Here is a 19,063-nt window from a genome sequence, read left to right on the forward strand (position 1 = left end):
CTTCACCTGGCTGCGGAAACGTTCGAACCGCTGCCTGGCCCTCCTCCCAGGTGGCGGCAGGAGATCAGGATGGCGCGCCGGAGGAGCCGCGAGCGTGGCCGTCCTCGCCTACCTCGGAGCCCGAGGCACCCCCTACTTCCTGCGCAGCTCTGCCAGGGAGGGCGGGCGCGGCGCGGGGACGTCGTCCTTGCGCAGCGCGGCCGTGACGGCGAATCCTGTGTCGCGGTCGAGCCGGCCCTGGTTGGCGATGCCCAGGTGCTCGGCGAGGTCGGCGCCGTAGAGGTCGACGGTCGCCTCGGTGAGGTCGGCGAGCGTGGCGACCGCGGCCCGCGCCTGCATCCAGGCGGCGGCGGCGAGCACCACGGCGATCGCCGCCGACGGCCACCAGACGAGCCCGAGCGCCGCGTAGAGCACCATCCAGCCGACGAGGCGGGCGGCCGCCATGAACGCGTCGTTCGCCGACGTCAGCTCGGCGCGGACGGCATCCGGCACGATCAGCCAGAGCCGGGGCCAGGCGGAGTCCAGGTCGAGGCCGTAGCGGGCATTGACGCGGACGGCGGGCGCCGTCAGCCGGTCGCCGATCCAGGTGGGGTGGCTCGGCTCGACGATCCCCACCCGCTCGCGGGCCGCCATGGCCGCACGCACGCCATCGGCTCCCGCACCGCCGATCGCGTCCGCAGCCGCGCCCCTGCCCGCCCCGCCGCCCGCCCTGTCGCCCTTGCCCGCCCTATCGCCCGCAGCGCCGACTGCCCTATCGCCTGCAGCGCCGACTGCCCTATCGCCCGCGGCGCCGACCGCGGCGTCGACGGCCGCGCCGATCGCCTCGGCGACGCGCTCGTTGGCCCGCCTCCAGCGGGCCTGGCGCCGTCGTACCAGCCAGCGCAGTGGAGCACGCTCGCCGGACAGGGTCCACAGATACGCCGTCACGCGGCCCAGGGCCGCGGCGCACAGCCCGGCACCCGACGCCGCGAGCGACGAGGCGACGACGGCCAGCAGGACTCCGCCCGTCTCCGGCGCCCCCGTGACGGCCAGCCGTACGCCGACCCACGTGGCGAGGGCTTGCACGTCGAGCGCCTCGGCGTGCCCCAGCCGGAACCCGACGACCGCGCTGGCCACGAAGAGCAGCCCCGGCAGGACCACCAGCGTGGCCCAGCGGTCCATGAGCTTCTTGCCCACCTCGCCCAGGAGGGTCGTCATGCGCTGATCTCCTTCTCGACCAGCGGTACGTCACGCACGCTGCACCGGGGTACGGCTCCCGCCACGGGCAGCCAGCGTGCGCACGACGCCGTCGGGCAGGCCCACACCGTGATCTTGGGTCGTGGCCCGTCCGCGGCGACGGGCGACGGCCGGTAGGCGCGCCACCTCGGCGGGACCAGGCCTCCGGGGATTCCGTAGGCGACGAGGTGGGCGTCGAGGTCGTCGAGATCTCGTTCGAGCGTCGTGGTGTCGCCACCGGGTGCGAGCGCGGCGAGGATGCGATCGAGCAACGCGCCCGCGTCGCGCTCCGCGACGATCTCCCGCAGGTCGTCGCGCTCCATCTCGCGACAGACGGCGGCGATGCGCCGGGCCAGCTGTGACATGCTCACCTCGGGATTCAGGGGCCGACATGAATGTAGGACGCCCACAGCGACGGTGTCATCCGGTTCTCGGCCAGCAGCGAGACGACGGCCTCGTGCAGCGCCTTGTGCGGTGCCAGGCCGCGGGCCGTGTTGCCGTAGAACGCCTCCGCGACCGCCACGGCCGTGTCGTCGGCCGCCGGCCACAGGGTGCCGATCACGTGCGCGTATCCGGCGAGCTGGAACGCGGACGACAGATGGATGGCCTCGTCCAGCAACGCGAGGCTCGGCTGCGCGGTCGTGCAGGCCGACAGGAAGGCGAGCCGGCCGTCGCGGATGCGCAGCCGGTTGATGTCGAGCACGCTCAGCGGCTCGTCGTGCAGGACGAGCCTGCCTGCCGACACGGCCGCGACGTCGCCGTACGCGTGGCAGGCGAAGTGCACGAGCGGCGCGTCGGCCAGTGCGGCGAGGACCGCCGACCGGGTGGCCTGGGCCCCGGTCAGCTCGCGGACGCGGCCGAGCCGGCGCTTGACGGCCTCGACCTCGGCCGCCGTGCCGGGTAGCGCGTCGTACCCGTCGGGCGCCGCCACCGAGACGACGAGCGCCTCCTCCGGCATTCCGGCCGCGGCCTGCGCGCGAGCGTGCTCCAGCACCCGGATCGTCGGCGTGTAGGAGGAGACGGTGGAGTCCATGACCGAGTCCGCCGCGTGCAGCGGCAGGTAGGCGGCCGCGCCCGACGGCACCCACCACACCCGGGAGACGCCGCCCGGCAGCCGGGCCAGCGCCGGGCCGGTGATCGCCTCGCCCAGCCAGGCGAGCTGCCCCCGGATCTCCGCTTCCGCCGTGGCGCGCTCCCTCAGCGTGCGTTCGGGGTCGGTGGCGGCCGCGGCGGCGGCGAAGTACGCGGCCGCGTGCCCGGCGACCTCGTCCTCCGTCACCTCCGGCAGGGGTACGGCCCGCACCGCGCCGTCGCTCAGGACCAGGGCGTCGCAGCGGTAGCCGCTGATGTTGACCATGACGATGGCGTCGCGGCCGGCGACCTGGGCGAGGGTCAGGGCGTCCCGGGGTCGCAGGAATTCACGGAACTCGTCGATGTCCCGGATGGCCGCCAGGACGTTCTCCCATTCCTCGGCGAGCGCGTGACGTTGGACGATCGGGTCGATGCCGCCCTGGCTCGTGGGGGACTGGTCGAAGGAGTCGCGGATCCTGACGAACTCCCGGGCCAGCTCGGGATGACGCTCGTGCAGCAGACCGATGTCGCTGCGGGTGTCGAGCGCCTGCCCGAGGAGGACGCCGCGGCCCAGCTCCAGCAACTCGACGGCCCGTTCCGCCTCTCCGGCGGCCAGTGCGCAGGCGGCCGCGTCGCGCACGATCCCGGCGGGTCCGCTCAGGAGGCGCTCCTGGTCGGCGCGGGTCAGGGATCTGGCGGCCAGGCGGCCGAGCAGCTCGACCGCCAGGCCGTAGCCGTCGAGCGCCTGTGCCCAGTCGGCGGCGTCGGCGGCCGCCGCTCCCCACCGGTGCGCGGCGGCTGTGCGGACCTCGGGGGTGACGGTACTGAGCCGGGCCGCCGCGCACCAGTGATCGATGGCGTCCTGGCGGCTTCCCCGGCGTTGGGCCGCCTCGCCGAGCAGATAGTGCATGGGCCCGGCGTCCGGATGGCCGGCGGGAAGGATCCCCAGCGCCTCACGCAGCAGCTTCGCGGCCTCGTCGAGCGCGGCCTCGTCGCCGAGCCGGTGCTTGACCAGCAAGGCGTCCGCGAGCTGCCGCAACGCCCAGAAACGCTGGATGTGCTCGGGGGGCATCGTCACCAGGGCACAACGCAGGACCTCCTCCGCCTCCGCCAGCGTCGCAGGCTCCTCGTCGGCATGGTGGAGGAAAAGCAGCGCCGACCCCAGGTTGACCAGCCGGTGCGGCAGGTAGTGCGCGTTGATCATCGCGTTCCCCACCGCGTGGCGGGCCGACCTGGCCGATCTGGGTGACAGCAGGGCGGGCAGCGACCCCACCAGCACGGTCCGGTAGTCCTCGACCGGCGTCTCGTCGATCGCCCGGCGCTGGAGGGCGATCGACTCGCGGATCTCCTCGGTGTCGCCCGTCTCGACCGCGTGCTCCAGCAGGACGATGGCCAGATTGGCGGTCGCCGCCGTCGCGAGGGGAAGGTCCGCGGGCACGTCGGCGACGACCCCGCGGAGCATCCTGATCGCCTCGTCGAGCCAGCGCAGGTCGCCGGTGCGCTGGTAGGCCAGGTGGAGGGCGCTCGACAGCTGCATCCGCCGGGTTATCCGACCGGGATCCTTGCGATGGGGGCGGCTCGTCAGCAGCGAACGGCCGAGGGCTATGGCCTCGTCGAGGTGGGCGCGCTCGCCCCGCATGCGGTAGCGGGTCAGCAGCGCGGCCTGCCGTAACTCGGTCAGTCCCGTGTGGAGCGGACGGCGGGGCGAGGTGCGTGCGATCCGCCTGCCGACGGTCTCGAGCAGGTCGTCGACGAGTTCGGCATGGTTCTCGCGCTCGGCCACCCGCAGTTTCGCGATGCCGAACTTGATGGGGTCCAGGTACGTGAGGAGCGACCATCGGCCCCGCCAGGTCAGCGTGACCGCGACGATCACCACGGCGGCGATGGCCGAGTAGAGCAGGGCCCAGCACGCGAAGGCCGTCCACGCGGGCCAGTCGGGGGAGCCGATCACGATGATCGGCACGACCGACAGGAAGGCCAGCACCCGCCAGATCCGCCAGGCCCGCGGCCGCCGTGCGAGCTGGCGGCGGTCCTCCTCGAGCAGCCAGGGAGGAGGCGGATCCGCGGCGAACCGCTGGACGACGTACGAGGCGCGGGCGGCGACGGCGAGCACCAGCAGGGCGTGGGCCAGGGCGAACATCCCTGGAACGCCCGCGCCGAGCGCTTCGTAACCGTCCTCGATGTCGGCGTAAGCGACGAGGGCCAGAATCACCATGATCAGCGCAGTCGACCACGACGGTGTCATCCCGTGAGCCTCCAAGCGGTTCGACCCAAGGCTACGGCGCGACCGTGATCTCCCGCAGCTCACCCGATGGCCACCTGCGCAACCGTCTGCGGTTACCGCCCCGAGCCGCCTGCGACCCGTCCGCGGACGAAGGCCAGGCCGGTGGGCCGACCGCTGCGCCGAGGTCTTGCAGGACTTCGCCCGCCTGCAGCTGCTGGTCAGGGAGAACGCCGGCGCCGGCGACCTGCCTCGACGAGCCCACCTCGGCGCTGGACCCGCAGGCCGAGCACGAGCTGTTCGAGACCTTCACGGCGCAGGCCAGGCAGGGTGATCGTCTCCCACCGCTTCTCGACGGCGACCATGGCCGGCCGCAACGTGGTCATCGAGGAGGGCAGGCTCGCCGAGCAGGGAGCCCACGCCGACCTGCTGGCCTCGGGAGGGACCTGCGCGCGTCTGTACACCGCGCAGGCGCGGGCCTACGCCGGGGCGTGATTCAGCGGGCCAGGGCCCGCAGGATGAAGCCGGAGACCATCGCGGAGGCGTCGTCGAGGGAGATGGTGCCGCTGATCAGCGGCACCCGCTCGGCGCCGATGACGGCGAGGATCATGCGCGCGGTCGCCACGACGTCGGGGGCGTGGAACTGGCCCGCCTCGACGCCGGCGTCGAGGATCTCGACCAGGACCCGCTGCATCGGCGCGACGTGGTCGGCGAGCTGCTGGTAGGCGTCGGGCCCGAGGGTGGCCGACAGGTCGGCGGCGCCGGGGTGCGGGTGGGCCAGCAGCCCGGCCAGCTGCAGCCGGATGAAGGCCTGGAGCCGCTCGCCGGGAGCGGCGTCGTCGGGCAGCTCGCGGGTGAAGCTCTCGAGGAAGTACTGCGTCACCCGCTCGGTGAACGCCAGCAGCAGCGCGGCCTTGTCGGGGTAGTAGTTGTAGAGCACCGTGCGGGTGATGCCCGCCTCGGAGGCCACGTCCGTCATGGAGATGGCGTCGATGCCCTGGACCCGCGACAGCCGCGAGACCGCCTGCAGAATGCGGTCGCGCGTCTGGGCGCGGTGCTCGCCGATCGTGGCGGCCGAGATCCGGGGCATCTGACCAGTCTAGGCCGCGGCCCTGACCACGTGCAGCAGCTCCCCGAGCACCTCGGAGTTGAGCTGGTAGGCCAGCTTGGTCTCCTTGATGATGCGCATGGCCTCCGCCTCGTCGGGCTTCAGGGCGTCGAGCCTGGCGCGATACTCGTTCTTGAAGCGCGGCAGGCTGCCGACCTCGTCGAAGAAGTAGAAGTCGACGCCGCCGCCCTTGCCGTAGCCGTAGATCTTCTGCAGCTCCATCCGGATGAACTGGCCGCCGGACAGGTCGCCCATGTAGCGCGTGTAGTGGTGGGCGATGTAGCCGCCCGGCCAGTCGGAGACCTGCTCGATGCGGGCCATGAGGGTGCGGGTCGACTTGGAGGGGGCGATCCGCGACTCCCAGCCGGGCCCGTAGACGGTGACGAGGTCGCGCACCAGCGCCTCCTCCCGGTAGAGCTCGGGGAAGACGAAGCGGCCGGCGACGGGGTGGTCGGCCAGGCGGCGGGAGGCGGCGTCGAGCGCCAGGTAGCAGAAGTAGTGCTGGGCGACCATCTCGCCGTATTCGCGCTCGCTGAGCTTGCCGCCCATCAGCAGGTCGAGGTAGCCCTCTCCCTCCGCCGACGAGTGATCGCTCCAGGTGGCGTTCTTGAGGTCCTCGGCGAACGGCATGGCGTGACTCCAACGTGCGAGACAGTTATATGACGAAGTGTCACAAAGAACGCCGCCCGAAGTCAAACCGTTGACGACACCATGTCATCAAAACCGCCGCCGATGCCAGAGCCACGACCAGGAGCAGCCGGGATCCGATCCACGACCACGTCGACGGCGTGCCGTACAGGCCGAACAGCACCACCACCGCGACCAGCACCGTCATGTGCCACACGAACACCCGCATGGCGTGCAGGTTGGCCAGCGCCACGACCGCCCACAGGCGGGGGCGCCGCATCAGCCGGCCGAGCGCGGGGCGCACGAGCACGGCCAGGCCCACTTGCGCCAGCCCGAACGTGACCGCGGCCAGGGTCGGCGGAGACAGGTTCGACACGCGCGCCCCGGTCACGCCGACCATGCTCGCCGGATAGCCGAACCAGCCGACCAGCGCCACGGTCGCCAGCGCGCCGCCCGCCGCGATCCATCCCGCCGCCCGCCCGCTCAGCCCGTCGCGGGCCCAGACCAGACCCAGGAGGTACGGCACCAGCCAGGCGGCCCCCACGTTCACCCACCCGAGCCACGGCGCGATCGTGAAGCGCCCGACGTCGGCCACGGCGACGAGCGCCACGACCAGCCAGACCGCGTGCCGTACCCGGGCCGGCCGGACCAGCCACGGAGTCAGCGCGGTCAGCGCCGCGAAGACCGCCAGGAACCACAGCGGCCCCAGCGCGGGCAGCGCGAAGGCCCGCAACGTGCGGTAGGGCACCCACGGCGCGGCGATGGCCAGCGCGGCCGCCCACACCGCCAGCAGCGGCACCACGGGCATCAGCAGCCTGCGCATCCGCGCGGCCACCCAGGCCGCGTCGTGCGCGCCGCGGGCGGCGACGTAGCCGCCCACCAGGAAGAAGACGGCCAGCATCTGGAAGATCCAGGTCAGCGGGACCAGTTCGGGCATGAACACGAGCGGGCTGGAGATCGTGCGGTTGGGCGCCCAGGCGCTGCCCATCCAGTGCCCGGCGACCACGCCGAAGATCGCCAGCGCCCGCATCGCGTCGAGTGCCCGGTCACGCGTCGGCGGGGTGCGCAGCGCGATCGTCTCGGCCAGGCCGCTCACGAGCGCGCCCTTTCGAGCACGACCTCGCCGGTCCGGCCGAGGGCGAGCAGCGCCAGGTTGCGCAGGGAGACCGTGCCGGGCCTGAAATAGTCGCTGTGGCCGCCGGGCCCCGCCTCGAACAGGCGGGCGCCGCTGCCCGGCGCCATCGGATCGGCCCCGAAGCCGAGGACCCCGAGCTTGACGTGCGGCACGAACCGGATCCAGTCGGCCTCGCCCCGGCCCGCCCACAGGTCGGGCACCGGCACGTCGCCCAGGCCAGGACTGCCGAACGCGACCACCGTGGCGCCGGGCACGCGCGCTCCCGCGCACAACGCGGAGCCGTAGCTGTGGCACAGCAGCGTCACCGGCACCCGCGGTAACCGCTCGACGGTCGCGCGCAGCGCCGCGTACCCCTTGCGCGCGGCGGCGTCGGTGATCGCCCGCACGCTCACCGTGGCGGGGCTGTCGTAGCCGAGCCAGGCCACCACCGCCAGCCGGTGGCCCGGCTGGACCCGGTCCGCCTCGGCCAGCAGCGCCCGCGCCGCCCCGCCGGGACGGCGGAAGGAGGCCTCGAACGTGGCCGCCGTGGTGTCGGCGCCGGGCACGATGACCGCGATCCGGTCGGCGACGGCCAGGTCGCCGTAGACCCTGACCAGCCGGTCGCCGGAGCCGGGCGGACGGCTGGGATCGACGGCGAGCGCCTGGGCGAGCAGGACGGTGACGCACAGCAGTCGGAGCATGCGGCGACGCTACGAACCGCCGCGGGTAGCGGGCATCGCGCCAGGGAGCGATCTTCGGCGTCCCTCCGCGGAGCTACCGGGTGTAGCGGTGCTTGGCCCCCGGCGGGAAGTACTCGGGATCCCCGGCGGGCCGCAGCACGACGCCGGGGGCCTGGCGGTGCCCGGGCACGTAGGCGGCGTACTCGCTGTTGAGCCGCAGCAGCTGCCGCAGGATCGACGCCGCGACGGCCTCGCGGACCCCCGGTTCGGGGTCCAGGCCCGGCCGCAGCTCGACCGTGACGGTCAGGCGGCGGTCGCGGTCCGCGTCCTCCGTCGCCTCCAGCACGAACTTGCCCGTGACCGACGCGCTGACCTCGGGCTGCTCCAGGCCGATGGCGATGTTCTCCGGGTAGACGTTGGCGCCGTAGAAGGAGACGGTGAAGTGCGAGCGGCCGAAGACGTAGGCGAAGGGCATGGTCGTGCCGCCGCGTGAGGGCTCGAAGCCGTGCCCGCGCACGAACGACAGCAGCCGCTCGTGCGTCAGCAGGCCGCCCTCGTCGGCGATGTGGTAGCGCACCAGCGGGATGCCGTTGTCGCCGGAGAACAGCAGGGTGCCGTCGTGCTCCTCGAAGTAGCGCACGTCCGGGTCGTACTGGACGAGGGTCGGCAGCCGCGAGGAGCCGAACAGCTCGCGGGCCAGATCGGGGCGGGCGGCCAGGAAGCGGCGGATCTCGACCGACAGCGGCGTCTCGTTGCCGAGCACGCCCGCGTCGGCGGTGCCGTACAGGGAGGCGATGCCCGACACCGGGTCGGCGATGCCGGCGCGGCCGGCGACCAGGGTGCGCCACTCCTCGCTGAAGACCTCGCCCGCGGTCACCAGCTTCACGTCCCACCGCTCCCAGCCGGAGCCGCTGTCGATCACGTCCTTGAGGAAGGGCGGGTAACCGAGCAGCACCACCTGGTCGAAGTGCGGGCCGAGCTCGGGCACGACGCGCAGGATCTCGCGCTTGTCGCTGCCGGGAGCCACGCAGGTGACGGGGTAGCCGCGCTCGGCCAGGTGCCGCAGGCACGCCAGGGTGAACAGCCCGCCCACCCACGTGCCCAGCGCGAAGCAGACGACCGCGAGCGTACGGCGGGAGCGGGCCTGGAAGGCGTCGAACACCTCCGAGAAGCGGGCGGCGATGACCTGCTCGTCGCGCGTCGAGCGGGGCCAGAACGACGGCACGCCGGTGGAGCCGGACGAGACCGCGATCATGTCGCCGATCACGCCGCCGCGGCACAGGTCGGGCAGCGGGTAGCGGCGGGTGTAGTTCGCCTTGGTCGTCATCGGCAGCCGGGAGAAGTCGTCCTCGTCCTCGCGGACGCCGTGCTCGGCGAGGAAGGCGCGGTAGGCGGGGACGGAGGCGGCGACGTCGCGGAAGAGCTCGACCGGATCCACGGCGCGACTCTACAGCCCTTTCCGCCGTCCCCAGCGGGTGTGAGACTGAACCGCGCGTCTTGATCCACGGGGAGGAGACCACATGAGCTCGACCATCGAAGTGATCATCGAAGCGGTCGGGGAAGTCGGCCTGACAGCCGGGCGGTTACGCGAGCTGGCCGCCGAACACCCCCAGGTCATGGAGTACCTGGAGACCACCGACACCGCGCGGCTGATCGTCGCCGACACACCCGCGCTGGGGCACGAACCGCACGAGGGCTCGCCCTTCCGCGCGAAGATCTTCGACCCGGTCTCCAACCGGGCGGTCGAGCTGCGGGGAACGCTCGACCGGCCGGCCGAGGCGGAGGTCAGGCCGAGCGCCTACCGCCCGGTCCCGGGAGCGGCCGAGCTGGAGGCCGCCGCCGGGATCCTTCGGGCCGACCCGGCCTTCCCGGCCGGGGACGACGTCGTGGTCTACCGGCCGATGCCGCCGCTGGCCGACAGGGAGAACCCCGACGGCACCACCACACGGCGGCCGACCCTCGCCCTCTACACGCCGTCCGCCCCCGACGGCGTACGGCACCGCGTCGTCGCCGTCGACCTGCGCGCCCGCACCGTCGACTGGGCCCCTGCGGGCGATCCTGAGCCGGTCAACCTGCGCATGCACCACGACTGCGAGAAGAGCGTGCCCGCCCCGGTCGGCTCGCTGCCCGACCGCGGCGGGCCCGGCCGGGTGCGGCTGACCGTCCTGCAGAACGGGATGGAGCTGTGGAACCTGATCGTCGTCAGGCCGCGCAACTCCTCCGGCGACGCGGGCAGCGGCGTGGAGCTGCAGGACCTGCGCCACCGCGGCAGGCTGGTGCTGCGGCGGGCGCACGTGCCCATCCTCAACGTGGAGTACCAGACCGCCGAACGCACCACCTTCCGCGACTGGGTCAACGAGGAGACCCGCTTCACCGCCTCGGGCAGCGACCCGGTCGGCGCGGGCTGGCGGCTGTGCGACAGCCCGCCGCAGACCATCCTGGAGCGGCCCAGCACCGACACGGGCGGCTTCCAGGGCGTGGCCTTCCATTACGACGAGGACAAGGGCGAGCTGCGCATCGTCAGCGAGCTGGCGGCGGGCTGGTACCGCTACGCCTCCGACTGGAGGCTCGCCGAGGACGGCACCATCAGGCCGCGCTTCGGCTTCGCCGCCACCAAGGACCCGATGACGTGCCAGCCGCACCGCCACCACGCCTACTGGCGGCTGGACTTCGACGTCGAGGGCTCCGACAACGACGTCGTGGAGCAGTTCCCCGAGGCGGTGCGGATCGTCAGGGAGACCACGCGCAAGCGCGTGCCCGGCCGGTTCTGGCGGGTGACCGACAAGTCCAGCGGCAGGGGCTACGAGATCCGGCCCGGCAGGCACGACGGCACCGCCGACGACTTCGGCATCTCCGATCTGTGGTTCCTGCGGCACAGGGCCTCCGAGATCTACGACGAGGGCGGCGACGAGCGCAACCGCGCCATGCTCAACCGTTTCGTCAACGGCGAGAACATCGCCGCGACCAACGTCGTGGTCTGGTACGGCGGGCACTTCTTCCACAACCAGAACGACCAGCAGTCGGTGCACCAGGGCCACATCGTCGGCCCCGACCTCAGGCCCGTCGGCTAGTCAGTCGCCGGGGCGGATCAGGCCCGTCTCGTAGGCGTGGACGATCGCCTGGGCGCGGTCGCGCAGGCCGAGCTTGGCCAGGATGCGGCCGACGTGCGTCTTGACCGTCTGCTCCGACACCACGAGCCGGCCCGCGATCTCCTGGTTCGACAGGCCCCTGGCGATGAGCGCGAGCACCTCGGTCTCGCGCTCGGTCAGCTCCGACAGCCTGCGCATCGCGGGCGCGCGGGGCGTGCCGAGGCGGGCGAACTCCTGGATGAGCCGCTTGGTCACCGCCGGAGCCAGCAGCGCCTCTCCGGCGGCGACCACGCGCACCGCCTCGGCGAGCTGGAGCGCGGAGGCGTCCTTCAGCAGGAAGCCGCTGGCCCCGGCGCGCAGGGCCTCGTAGACGTAGTCGTCGAGGTCGAAGGTCGTCAGGATCAAGATCTTGGACGAGATCGCGGGATCCTCGGTGATGCGGCGGGTCGCCTGGAGCCCGTCCATCTCCGGCATGCGCACGTCCATGAGGACCACGTCGGGCTGGAGCTCGGCCGCCCGCCGTACCGCCTCGCGCCCGTCGGCGGCCTCGCCGACGACCTCGATGTCCGGCTGGGTCGACAGGAACACCGTGAAGCCGGTGCGGACCATGCCCTGGTCGTCGGCGATCAGCACCCGGATCACGCAGCCTCCAGGCGCAGCGTCGCCAGCACGCGGAAGCCGCCGTCGTCCAGCGGGCCCGCCTCGACCGTCCCGCCGTGCAGGGCCACGCGCTCGCGCATGCCCGCCAGCCCGTGGCCGCCGCCCCCGCCCGGCGCGGGCGCCGCGCCCGTGGGCGAGGGCCGGTTGACCACGTGGACACGCAGCTCGCCGGCGGTCCTGGCCAGCTCGAGCGCCACCGGCGCGCCCGGCGCGTGCCGCATCACGTTGCTGAGCGACTCCTGCACGATGCGATACGCCGACAACGCCACCGCCACGGGCACCCCCTCCATCGACCCCGATCGTTTCACCACCACGGCCAGCCCCGCGGCCCGGGCGTTGGCGACCAGCTCGTCGACCCGGTCGAGGCCCGGTTGCGGGGTGGTCTCCAGGCGTCCCTCCTCGTCGCGCAGCACGCCGAGGATCTGCCGCAGCTCCGCGATCGCCTCCAGCGACAGCGCCCGGATCCCCGCCAGGCCCTCCTCGAGCTGCCTGGCGTCGCCTCGCGCCTTGAGCGGCACCGCCTCCGCCTGGATGGCGATCACCGACATGTGGTGGGCGACGACGTCGTGCAGCTCGCGCGCGATACGGGCCCGTTCTGCCAGGACGGACTGCGCCCCCTGGGCGGCCTGGGTGCGCAGCTCCTCCTGGACGAGCCTGTCCGCCGCCCGGCGCCGGGAGCGCACGTTGTAGCCGAACAGGGCCGCCACCGAGACCGCGCCGATCACCGCGTACAACGAGTCGGGATGGGCGATCCAGGCCATCAACACGGAGATCACCCAGGCGGCGGCGGTGGCGCTCGCGTCGCCGCGCGCCGCCGCCGAGTACAGCACCAGCAGGTAGGAGACGATCAGCTGGCCTGAGTACGGCACCGCCCCGCCGCTGGCGAGCTCGCGCATCACGTAGAGCGTCACCGGCATGAGCACGATCGCGACGCGCCAGGCGCCCAGCGGGTAGCGGTCGCGCAGGGCCACCGGCAGCCCGCAGCAGATCGCGGCCAGGTGCAGGAAGACCTCCGGCTGCTCGTGCGGCCGCCCGGCGATGGCCGCGCCGAGCCCGTTGGAGGCGAGCAGGTCGTTCAGCGTCGTGCCGTACAACACCCAGCCCAGGACGAACTCCGCGAGCTGCCGGAGGTCGACGTGCTGGAAGGGCCCGAGCGGGCGGCGCAGCGGGAAGCGCAGGAAGCGCGAGCGGGGCGGCGGGGGATCCGCCTCGCCGGTGAACAGGGCGAGCTGGAACGGCCGCACAAGGGCGGAAAGCACCTGAAGAGCCTACGAAACACACCCCGTGGTCCGCGTCCCTCTCAGGTATTGCTTACATCATTACGATCGCCCACAGCGAACACGCTCAAGCCTGGGAACATTGAAGGGCTCCAATGAATTGAGTCCATATAACTCAACCCTTTGGAGTTCAGATGAGTGAGAGCTTGATCCTGCCGGTGCTGCCGCTCGACGACGAGGTCGTCCTGCCGGGCATGGTGGTTCCGCTGGACCTTTCCGACTCCGAGGTGCGGGCGGCCATCGATGCCGCTCAGGCATCCGGTGGCAACAAGCCACGAGTCCTTCTCGTTCCCCGGATCGACGGAAAGTACGGAGCGGTCGGCGTGCAGGCGGTCGTGGAGCAGGTCGGACGCCTGCCCGGCGGCGAGCCCGCGGCGGTCGTGCGCGGCGTCAACCGCGCCCGCGTCGGCCAGGGCACCACGGGCCCCGGCGCGGCCCTGTGGGTCGAGGCGATCGAGCTGGAGCACCACGAGCCGGTCGACCCCGAGGTCGTCAAGGAGTACAAGGCGCTGACCACCACGATCCTGCAGAAGCGCGGGGCGTGGCAGGTCGTCGACCAGGTCAACCAGATCGACGACGCCAGCGTGCTGGCCGACACCGCGGGCTACGCCCCGTGGCTCTCGACCGAGCGCAAGGTCGAGCTGCTCGAAACCGCCGAGCCCGCCGAGCGGCTGGTCAAGCTGGTCGAGTGGGCGCGCGAGCACCTGGCCGAGCTCGACGTCGCCGAGACGATCCGCAAGGACGTCCAGGAGGGCATGGAGAAGCAGCAGCGCGAGTTCCTGCTGCGCCAGCAGCTGGCCGCGGTCCGCAAGGAGCTGGCCGAGCTCAACGGCGACACCTCCTCCGAGGAGGAGGACTACCGGGCCCGCGTGGAGGCCGCCGACCTGCCGGACGCCGTCCGCGAGGCCGCGCTGAAGGAGGTCGACAAGCTCGAACGCACCTCCGACCAGTCGCCCGAGACCGGGTGGATCCGCACCTGGCTCGACACCGTGCTCGACATCCCCTGGAACGAGCGCTCCGAGGACACCTACGACATCGACGGGGCGCGTGCCGTCCTCGACGCCGACCACACCGGCCTCGACGACGTCAAGGACCGCATCATCGAGCACCTGGCCGTGCGCAAGCGCCGCCAGGACAAGGGCCTGGGCGTGGTGGGCGGGCGCCGCAGCGGCGCCGTGCTCGCGCTGGCCGGGCCTCCCGGAGTCGGCAAGACCTCGCTCGGCGAGTCGGTCGCCCGCGCCATGGGGCGCAAGTTCGTCCGCGTCGCCCTCGGCGGCGTGCGCGACGAGGCCGAGATCCGCGGCCACCGCCGCACCTACGTCGGCGCGCAGTCCGGACGCATCGTCCGGGCGATCCGCGAGGCGGGCTCCATGAACCCGGTCGTGCTGCTCGACGAGATCGACAAGGTCGGCGCCGACTACCGGGGCGACCCCACCGCCGCCCTGCTCGAGGTGCTCGACCCGGCGCAGAACCACACCTTCCGCGACCACTACCTCGAGGTCGAGCTCGACCTGTCCGACGTGCTGTTCCTGGCGACCGCCAACGTGCTGGAGGCGATCCCCGGGCCGCTGCTCGACCGGATGGAGATCGTCACGCTCGACGGCTACACCGAGGACGAGAAGGTCTCCATCGCCCGCGACCACCTGCTGCCCAAGCAGCTCACGCAGGCCGGGTTCGAGGCCACGGAGGTCGTGTTCGAGGACGACGCACTGCGCCGCCTGGCCGCCGAGTACACCCGCGAGGCGGGCGTGCGCTCCCTGGAGCGGGCCGTCGGCCGGGTGATCCGCAAGGTCGCCGCCGCCGGCACGGTGCCCGTCACCGTCACCGCCGAGTCGCTGACCGACTACCTCGGACGGCCGCGCTTCGTGCCCGAGTCGTCCCTGCCGGAGTCCAAGCAGCGCACCGCCGTGCCCGGCGTGGCCACCGGCCTGGCGGTCACCGGAGCGGGCGGCGACGTCCTCTACGTCGAGGCGTCACTGGCCGACCCCGAGACCGGCGACACCGGGCTGACCCTGACCGGCCAGCTGGGCGACGTCATGAAGGAGTCGGCGCGCATCGCGCTGTCCTATCTGCGCTCCCACGGCGCCGAGCTCGAACTGCCCGTCAGTTCGCTGAAGGACCGCGCGGTCCACGTGCACTTCCCGGCCGGAGCCGTGCCCAAGGACGGCCCCTCGGCGGGTGTCACGCTGACCACCGCGCTCGCCTCCCTGCTGTCGGGCCGCCAGGTCCGCGCCGACGTGGCGATGACCGGTGAGATCTCCCTCACCGGGCGGGTGCTGCCGATCGGAGGGGTCAAGCAGAAGCTGCTGGCCGCCCACCGGGCGGGCATCACCACCGTCCTGATCCCGGCCCGCAACGAGCCGGACCTGGACGACCTGCCCAAGGAGGTGCTGCAGGAGCTGACCGTGCACGCCGTCAGCGACGTGCGCGAGGTGCTCGACATCGCGCTCAGCCCGGCCAGGGTCGCCTCCAGCGTGGCCGCCTGACCCCTGCGGGCTCCCGCCCCGCCGTACCCCGTCTCCCGGGTACGGCGGGGCGGTTCCATGTCCGGCCTGAGCCCTGGTCCTCACCAGAAGAGGAACACGTTCTTGAAGTCGGCCTGCAGGTGCTGCTGGAACTTCGGCGCCCGCGCCTTGTTCGCCTTGTCGGCGGTGACCGCTGAGGCGACGACGAAGCGGCCCGTCGATCCCCACTGCACCTTGCCGTAGGCCCAGTCGCGGTGCAGCTTGTCCATGCGCCACTTCACGGCGCCGCTGGCGTCCTTGGCGATCAGCTTCTCCGCCGCCTTGGCCTGCGCCTCGGTCGGGAAGGCCAGCACGACCAGCGCCGCCCTGATCCCGCCGCTGTAGGCCGAGTAGGTCATCTCCACGCCGTGGTCGCAGCCGTGCTTGGACAGGGGCAGGCCCTTGCCGTCGAGCGCGTCGCAGGTGTCGTGCTCCCACTCTCCGACCGAGCTGGCCTGGTAGGAGGTGGAGCCGAGGCGGAACTTCCAGTCGCCGCCGAACTCCTTGATGGTCAGCCGCTTGCCGGAACCCTGCTGGTCGGCGGTGTCCTCGGGGCTGGCGCTCTCCTCCGGACTCGGGCTCTCCTCGGGGCTCGGGCTCTCCTCGGGACTCGGACTCTCCTCGGGGCTCGGACTCTCCTCGGGGCTCGGGCTCTCCTCCGGGCTTGCCTGGGGCGCCGTGGTCGGGTCCGGCGTCGGGAACGTCACGGTGATCGGGTCGGCGTTGCTCCTGAGAGCCACGACGAACGCGGTCACCGCGCCGCCGACCAGCAGGAGGGCGACGAACCCGATCACCAGGCCGACCACGAGGCCGTTGCTGGAGCGCTGGGGCGGGGGAGGGGTGTACTGCACCGGGGGCAGGCCGTAGTTCGGACCGGCGGAACCGTAACCGGCGGGCGCCCCGGGCGGCGGACCCTGCGGCGGGCCGTACGGCTGGTGTGGCGGACCTTGGGGCGGGCCGTACGGCGGGCCTGGCTGGTTCTGCTGGCCCTGCTGCGGACCGGGGTGCTGAGGACCAGGCTGTTGAGGGCCGAATCCTGGCCCGAAGCCGGAACCCTGCCCGCTGCCGGGTGGCGGTGGTGGTGGATGAGGGGGTGGGTGGGACATATCCCCATTGTGGAGGATTCGTCCCTCCCGCCTCTCCCGTACCAGCAAGAGACACGAAGCGTGACGAGTCGCTACTCTCAAGCGTGCCCTCCAATTGGCCCCTCGCCCACGCCCCCTCCCGCCCCACCGCACTCGCCGCCACTTATCCACGGCCTCACCTGAACCCCCGACCCCACCCCCGGATCCCCCTACGATGGCCCGGTGACCACCACCCCCAACGAGGTTCTGCGCCGCATCTTCGGCTACGACACCTTCCGCGGCGAGCAGCAGGAGATCATCGACCACGTCGTCTCAGGCGGCGACGCGCTGGTCCTCATGCCCACCGGCGGCGGCAAGTCGTTGTGCTACCAGATCCCCGCCCTGGTGCGCCAAGGCACCGGGGTGGTGATCTCCCCGCTGATCGCCCTCATGCAGGACCAGGTCGACGCCCTCACCGCCCTCGGCGTGCGCGCGGGCTTCCTCAACTCCACCCAGGAGCACGCCGAGCGCGACGCCGTCGAGAAGTCCTACCTGTCCGGCGACCTCGATCTGCTCTACCTCGCCCCGGAACGCCTCCGCTCGGAGCAGACCCTGCGCCTGCTCGCCCGCGGCCGGATCGCGCTGTTCGCCATCGACGAGGCCCACTGCGTCGCCCAGTGGGGTCACGACTTCCGGCCCGACTACCTCCAGCTCTCGACGCTGCACGAACGCTGGCCCGAGGTCCCGCGCATCGCGCTGACCGCCACCGCTACCCCCGCCACCCACACCGAGATCACCAAACGCCTCGGTCTCGAAGGCGCACGCCACTTCGTCGCCTCCTTCGACCGCCCCAACATCCACTACGCCCTCGAGCCCAAGAACGACCCCAAACGCCAGCTCCTGCGACTGCTCACCGGCGAACACGAGGGCGACGCCGGCATCGTCTACTGCCTGTCGCGCGCCTCGGTCGAGAAGGTCGCCGCGTTCCTGCAGGACCACGGCATCACCGCCCTGCCGTACCACGCGGGCCTCGACGCCCGCACCCGCGCCGCCCACCAGGCCCGCTTCCTGCGCGAAGACGGCCTCGTCATGGTCGCCACGATCGCCTTCGGCATGGGCATCGACAAGCCCGACGTGCGCTTCGTCGCCCACCTCGACCTGCCCAAGTCCGTCGAGGGCTACTACCAGGAGACCGGGCGCGCCGGACGCGACGGCCTGCCCGCCACCGCCTGGCTCGCGTACGGCCTGCAGGACGTGATCCAGCAACGCCGCCTCATCGACACCTCCGAGGGCGACGACGCCCACCGCCGCCGCCTCAGCGCCCACCTCGACGCGATGTTCGCCCTCTGCGAGAGCGTCGAATGCCGCAGAGTGCGCCTGCTCGACTACTTCGGCCAGGAAAGCACCCCCTGCGGCAACTGCGACACCTGCCAAACCCCGCCCGCCACCTGGGACGGCACCATCGCCGCCCAGAAACTGATGTCGACGGTCCTGCGCCTCAAGCGCGAACGCGGCCAGAGCTTCGGCGCCGGCCACCTCATCGACATCCTCCTCGGCCGCCAGACCGACAAGGTCCAGCAGTTCGACCACGCCTCGCTCACGGTCTTCGGCATCGGCACCGAGCTGTCGGAAGCCCAGTGGCGTGCGGTGATCCGCCAGCTCCTCGCCCGAGACCTCCTGGCCGTGACGGGCGACTACGGCGTCGTGGCCCTGACCCCGGAGAGCACCGCGGTCCTCCGCGGCGAACACCAGGTCATGCTCCGCCACGACCCCACCACCAAGACGTCCAAGGTGCCCAAGAAAGCCAAGCCCGACGCCGCCCCCATGCCGGAGGACGCCGCCCCGGCCTTCGAACTCCTCCGCTCCTGGCGCGCCGCCACGGCCAAGGAACAGGGCGTGCCCGCGTACGTCATCTTCCACGACGCCACGCTGCGCGAGATCGCCACCCGCCGCCCCACCTCCCTGGCCGAGCTGTCCACGATCAGCGGCGTGGGGGCCAACAAGCTGTCGAAGTACGGCGAGCAGATCCTGGAGGCACTGACCGAGACCAACCTCTAGCCCACACCCTCGGCGCCCCCCGAACGCCCGCCGCCGCCGAGGGTAGGTCTGCCGTTGCCCTCGCCACTGCCACTGCCGAGGTTGACCGCGCCCACGCCTCGCCCGCCGGGGCCGCCGAGGGTAGGTCTCCCACTGCCGCTACCACTGCCTCGGTCGCCGCCACTGCCACTGCCGAGCTCGACCGCGACGTGCCTCGACCGCGACGTGCCTCGACCGCGACCGCGGTGGCGGCGGCAGCGACCGAGGCAGCGGCGAAGGCGGCGACCCGCGACGCCGACGAAGCGATGCCCACCGCGATGGCGGCGTGCGCGTGGGCCGGCCAGTGCAGTGTGGGCCCCCTGCGGCCGGGGCCGCCACACTGTCGCGCCGCCCTCG

General features: G+C 72.5%; 15 protein-coding genes. 4 read left to right on the top strand and 11 right to left on the bottom strand.

From position 1 onward, the window contains the following. Positions 1 to 132: 132 nt before the first annotated feature. From HNR30_RS09125 to HNR30_RS09135, 3 genes are read right to left on the bottom strand one after another with little or no spacing between them, the layout of a single operon-like run. Positions 133 to 1,197, bottom strand: a complete 1,065-nt coding sequence (locus HNR30_RS09125) for a hypothetical protein (RefSeq protein WP_181609315.1) — start codon at positions 1,195 to 1,197, stop codon at positions 133 to 135. Continuing rightward, entirely contained in the window at positions 1,194 to 1,586 is a 393-nt protein-coding gene (locus tag HNR30_RS09130; RefSeq protein ID WP_220133386.1) for a hypothetical protein, read from the bottom strand. Before HNR30_RS09130 ends, HNR30_RS09125 begins: the two co-directional genes overlap by 4 nt. Before the next feature lie 8 nt (positions 1,587 to 1,594). Next, positions 1,595 to 4,501 carry a CHAT domain-containing protein gene (locus HNR30_RS09135; protein WP_181609317.1) on the bottom strand — a complete coding sequence of 969 codons (2,907 nt, stop codon included), beginning with the start codon at positions 4,499 to 4,501 and terminating at the stop codon, positions 1,595 to 1,597. A 336-nt stretch (positions 4,502 to 4,837) separates the two neighbouring features. Here HNR30_RS09135 and HNR30_RS09140 point away from each other — a divergent pair, with 336 nt between their 5' ends. Continuing rightward, positions 4,838 to 5,002, top strand: a complete 165-nt coding sequence (locus HNR30_RS09140) for a hypothetical protein (protein WP_181609318.1) — start codon at positions 4,838 to 4,840, stop codon at positions 5,000 to 5,002. Between the two features lies 1 nt (position 5,003). Here the strand turns inward: HNR30_RS09140 and HNR30_RS09145 are convergent, their stop codons facing one another. From HNR30_RS09145 to HNR30_RS09165, 5 genes are all read right to left on the bottom strand, one after another. Then, positions 5,004 to 5,597: a TetR/AcrR family transcriptional regulator gene (locus tag HNR30_RS09145; protein ID WP_181609319.1), complete on the bottom strand. Its 594-nt coding sequence runs from the start codon at positions 5,595 to 5,597 to the stop codon at positions 5,004 to 5,006. Positions 5,598 to 5,606: 9 nt separating this feature from the next. Then, positions 5,607 to 6,245 (bottom strand): biliverdin-producing heme oxygenase, encoded by a 639-nt coding sequence (locus HNR30_RS09150; protein ID WP_181609320.1) that lies wholly within the window; start codon positions 6,243 to 6,245, stop codon positions 5,607 to 5,609. A 40-nt stretch (positions 6,246 to 6,285) separates the two neighbouring features. Then, positions 6,286 to 7,338 (bottom strand): acyltransferase family protein, encoded by a 1,053-nt coding sequence (locus HNR30_RS09155; protein WP_181609321.1) that lies wholly within the window; start codon positions 7,336 to 7,338, stop codon positions 6,286 to 6,288. Continuing rightward, positions 7,335 to 8,057, bottom strand: coding sequence for an alpha/beta hydrolase (locus HNR30_RS09160; RefSeq protein ID WP_181609322.1), 723 nt, complete (start codon positions 8,055 to 8,057; stop codon positions 7,335 to 7,337). Before HNR30_RS09160 ends, HNR30_RS09155 begins: the two co-directional genes overlap by 4 nt. Positions 8,058 to 8,130: 73 nt before the next feature. Beyond that, positions 8,131 to 9,474 (bottom strand): phenylacetate--CoA ligase family protein, encoded by a 1,344-nt coding sequence (locus HNR30_RS09165; protein WP_181609323.1) that lies wholly within the window; start codon positions 9,472 to 9,474, stop codon positions 8,131 to 8,133. 82 nt (positions 9,475 to 9,556) lie between these two features. On the opposite strand from HNR30_RS09165, the gene HNR30_RS09170 reads away from it, so the two are divergent. After that, a complete protein-coding gene (locus HNR30_RS09170) occupies positions 9,557 to 11,107 on the top strand; it encodes a hypothetical protein (RefSeq protein WP_181609324.1) in 1,551 nt (516 codons plus the stop codon). Here the strand turns inward: HNR30_RS09170 and HNR30_RS09175 are convergent, their stop codons facing one another. Both HNR30_RS09175 and HNR30_RS50020 read right to left on the bottom strand, forming a co-directional pair. Beyond that, positions 11,108 to 11,767, bottom strand: a complete 660-nt coding sequence (locus HNR30_RS09175; RefSeq protein ID WP_181609325.1) for a response regulator — start codon at positions 11,765 to 11,767, stop codon at positions 11,108 to 11,110. Continuing rightward, positions 11,764 to 13,044: a sensor histidine kinase gene (locus tag HNR30_RS50020; RefSeq protein ID WP_181609326.1), complete on the bottom strand. Its 1,281-nt coding sequence runs from the start codon at positions 13,042 to 13,044 to the stop codon at positions 11,764 to 11,766. The genes HNR30_RS09175 and HNR30_RS50020 overlap by 4 nt, the downstream gene beginning before the upstream one ends. Positions 13,045 to 13,196: 152 nt before the next feature. Here HNR30_RS50020 and lon point away from each other — a divergent pair, with 152 nt between their 5' ends. Continuing rightward, a complete protein-coding gene (gene lon / locus HNR30_RS09185; RefSeq protein ID WP_181609327.1) occupies positions 13,197 to 15,548 on the top strand; it encodes an endopeptidase La in 2,352 nt (783 codons plus the stop codon). Positions 15,549 to 15,628: 80 nt separating this feature from the next. On the opposite strand, the gene HNR30_RS09190 is transcribed toward lon, so the two are convergent. Beyond that, positions 15,629 to 16,672, bottom strand: a complete 1,044-nt coding sequence (locus tag HNR30_RS09190) for a hypothetical protein (protein WP_181609328.1) — start codon at positions 16,670 to 16,672, stop codon at positions 15,629 to 15,631. A gap of 201 nt (positions 16,673 to 16,873) precedes the next feature. On the opposite strand from HNR30_RS09190, the gene recQ reads away from it, so the two are divergent. Then, positions 16,874 to 18,688, top strand: a complete 1,815-nt coding sequence (recQ, locus tag HNR30_RS09195) for a DNA helicase RecQ (protein ID WP_181609329.1) — start codon at positions 16,874 to 16,876, stop codon at positions 18,686 to 18,688. Positions 18,689 to 19,063 lie beyond the last annotated feature (375 nt).

It is taken from the genome of Nonomuraea soli, from assembly GCF_013761175.1.
Classification (GTDB): Bacteria; Actinomycetota; Actinomycetes; order Streptosporangiales; family Streptosporangiaceae; genus Nonomuraea; species Nonomuraea soli.

Bases quoted from the DNA above. Each gene is read 5' to 3' on its own strand.
- HNR30_RS09160 (WP_181609322.1), bottom strand. From the start codon at position 8,057: ATGCTCCGACTGCTGTGCGTCACCGTCCTGCTCGCCCAGGCGCTCGCC.
- HNR30_RS09125 (WP_181609315.1), bottom strand. From the start codon at position 1,197: ATGACGACCCTCCTGGGCGAGGTGGGCAAGAAGCTCATGGACCGCTGG.
- HNR30_RS09190 (WP_181609328.1), bottom strand. From the start codon at position 16,672: ATGTCCCACCCACCCCCTCATCCACCACCACCGCCACCCGGCAGCGGG.
- HNR30_RS09145 (WP_181609319.1), bottom strand. From the start codon at position 5,597: ATGCCCCGGATCTCGGCCGCCACGATCGGCGAGCACCGCGCCCAGACG.
- HNR30_RS09135 (WP_181609317.1), bottom strand. From the start codon at position 4,501: ATGGTGATTCTGGCCCTCGTCGCTTACGCCGACATCGAGGACGGTTAC.
- HNR30_RS09170 (WP_181609324.1), top strand. From the start codon at position 9,557: ATGAGCTCGACCATCGAAGTGATCATCGAAGCGGTCGGGGAAGTCGGC.
- HNR30_RS09150 (WP_181609320.1), bottom strand. From the start codon at position 6,245: ATGCCGTTCGCCGAGGACCTCAAGAACGCCACCTGGAGCGATCACTCG.
- lon (WP_181609327.1), top strand. From the start codon at position 13,197: ATGAGTGAGAGCTTGATCCTGCCGGTGCTGCCGCTCGACGACGAGGTC.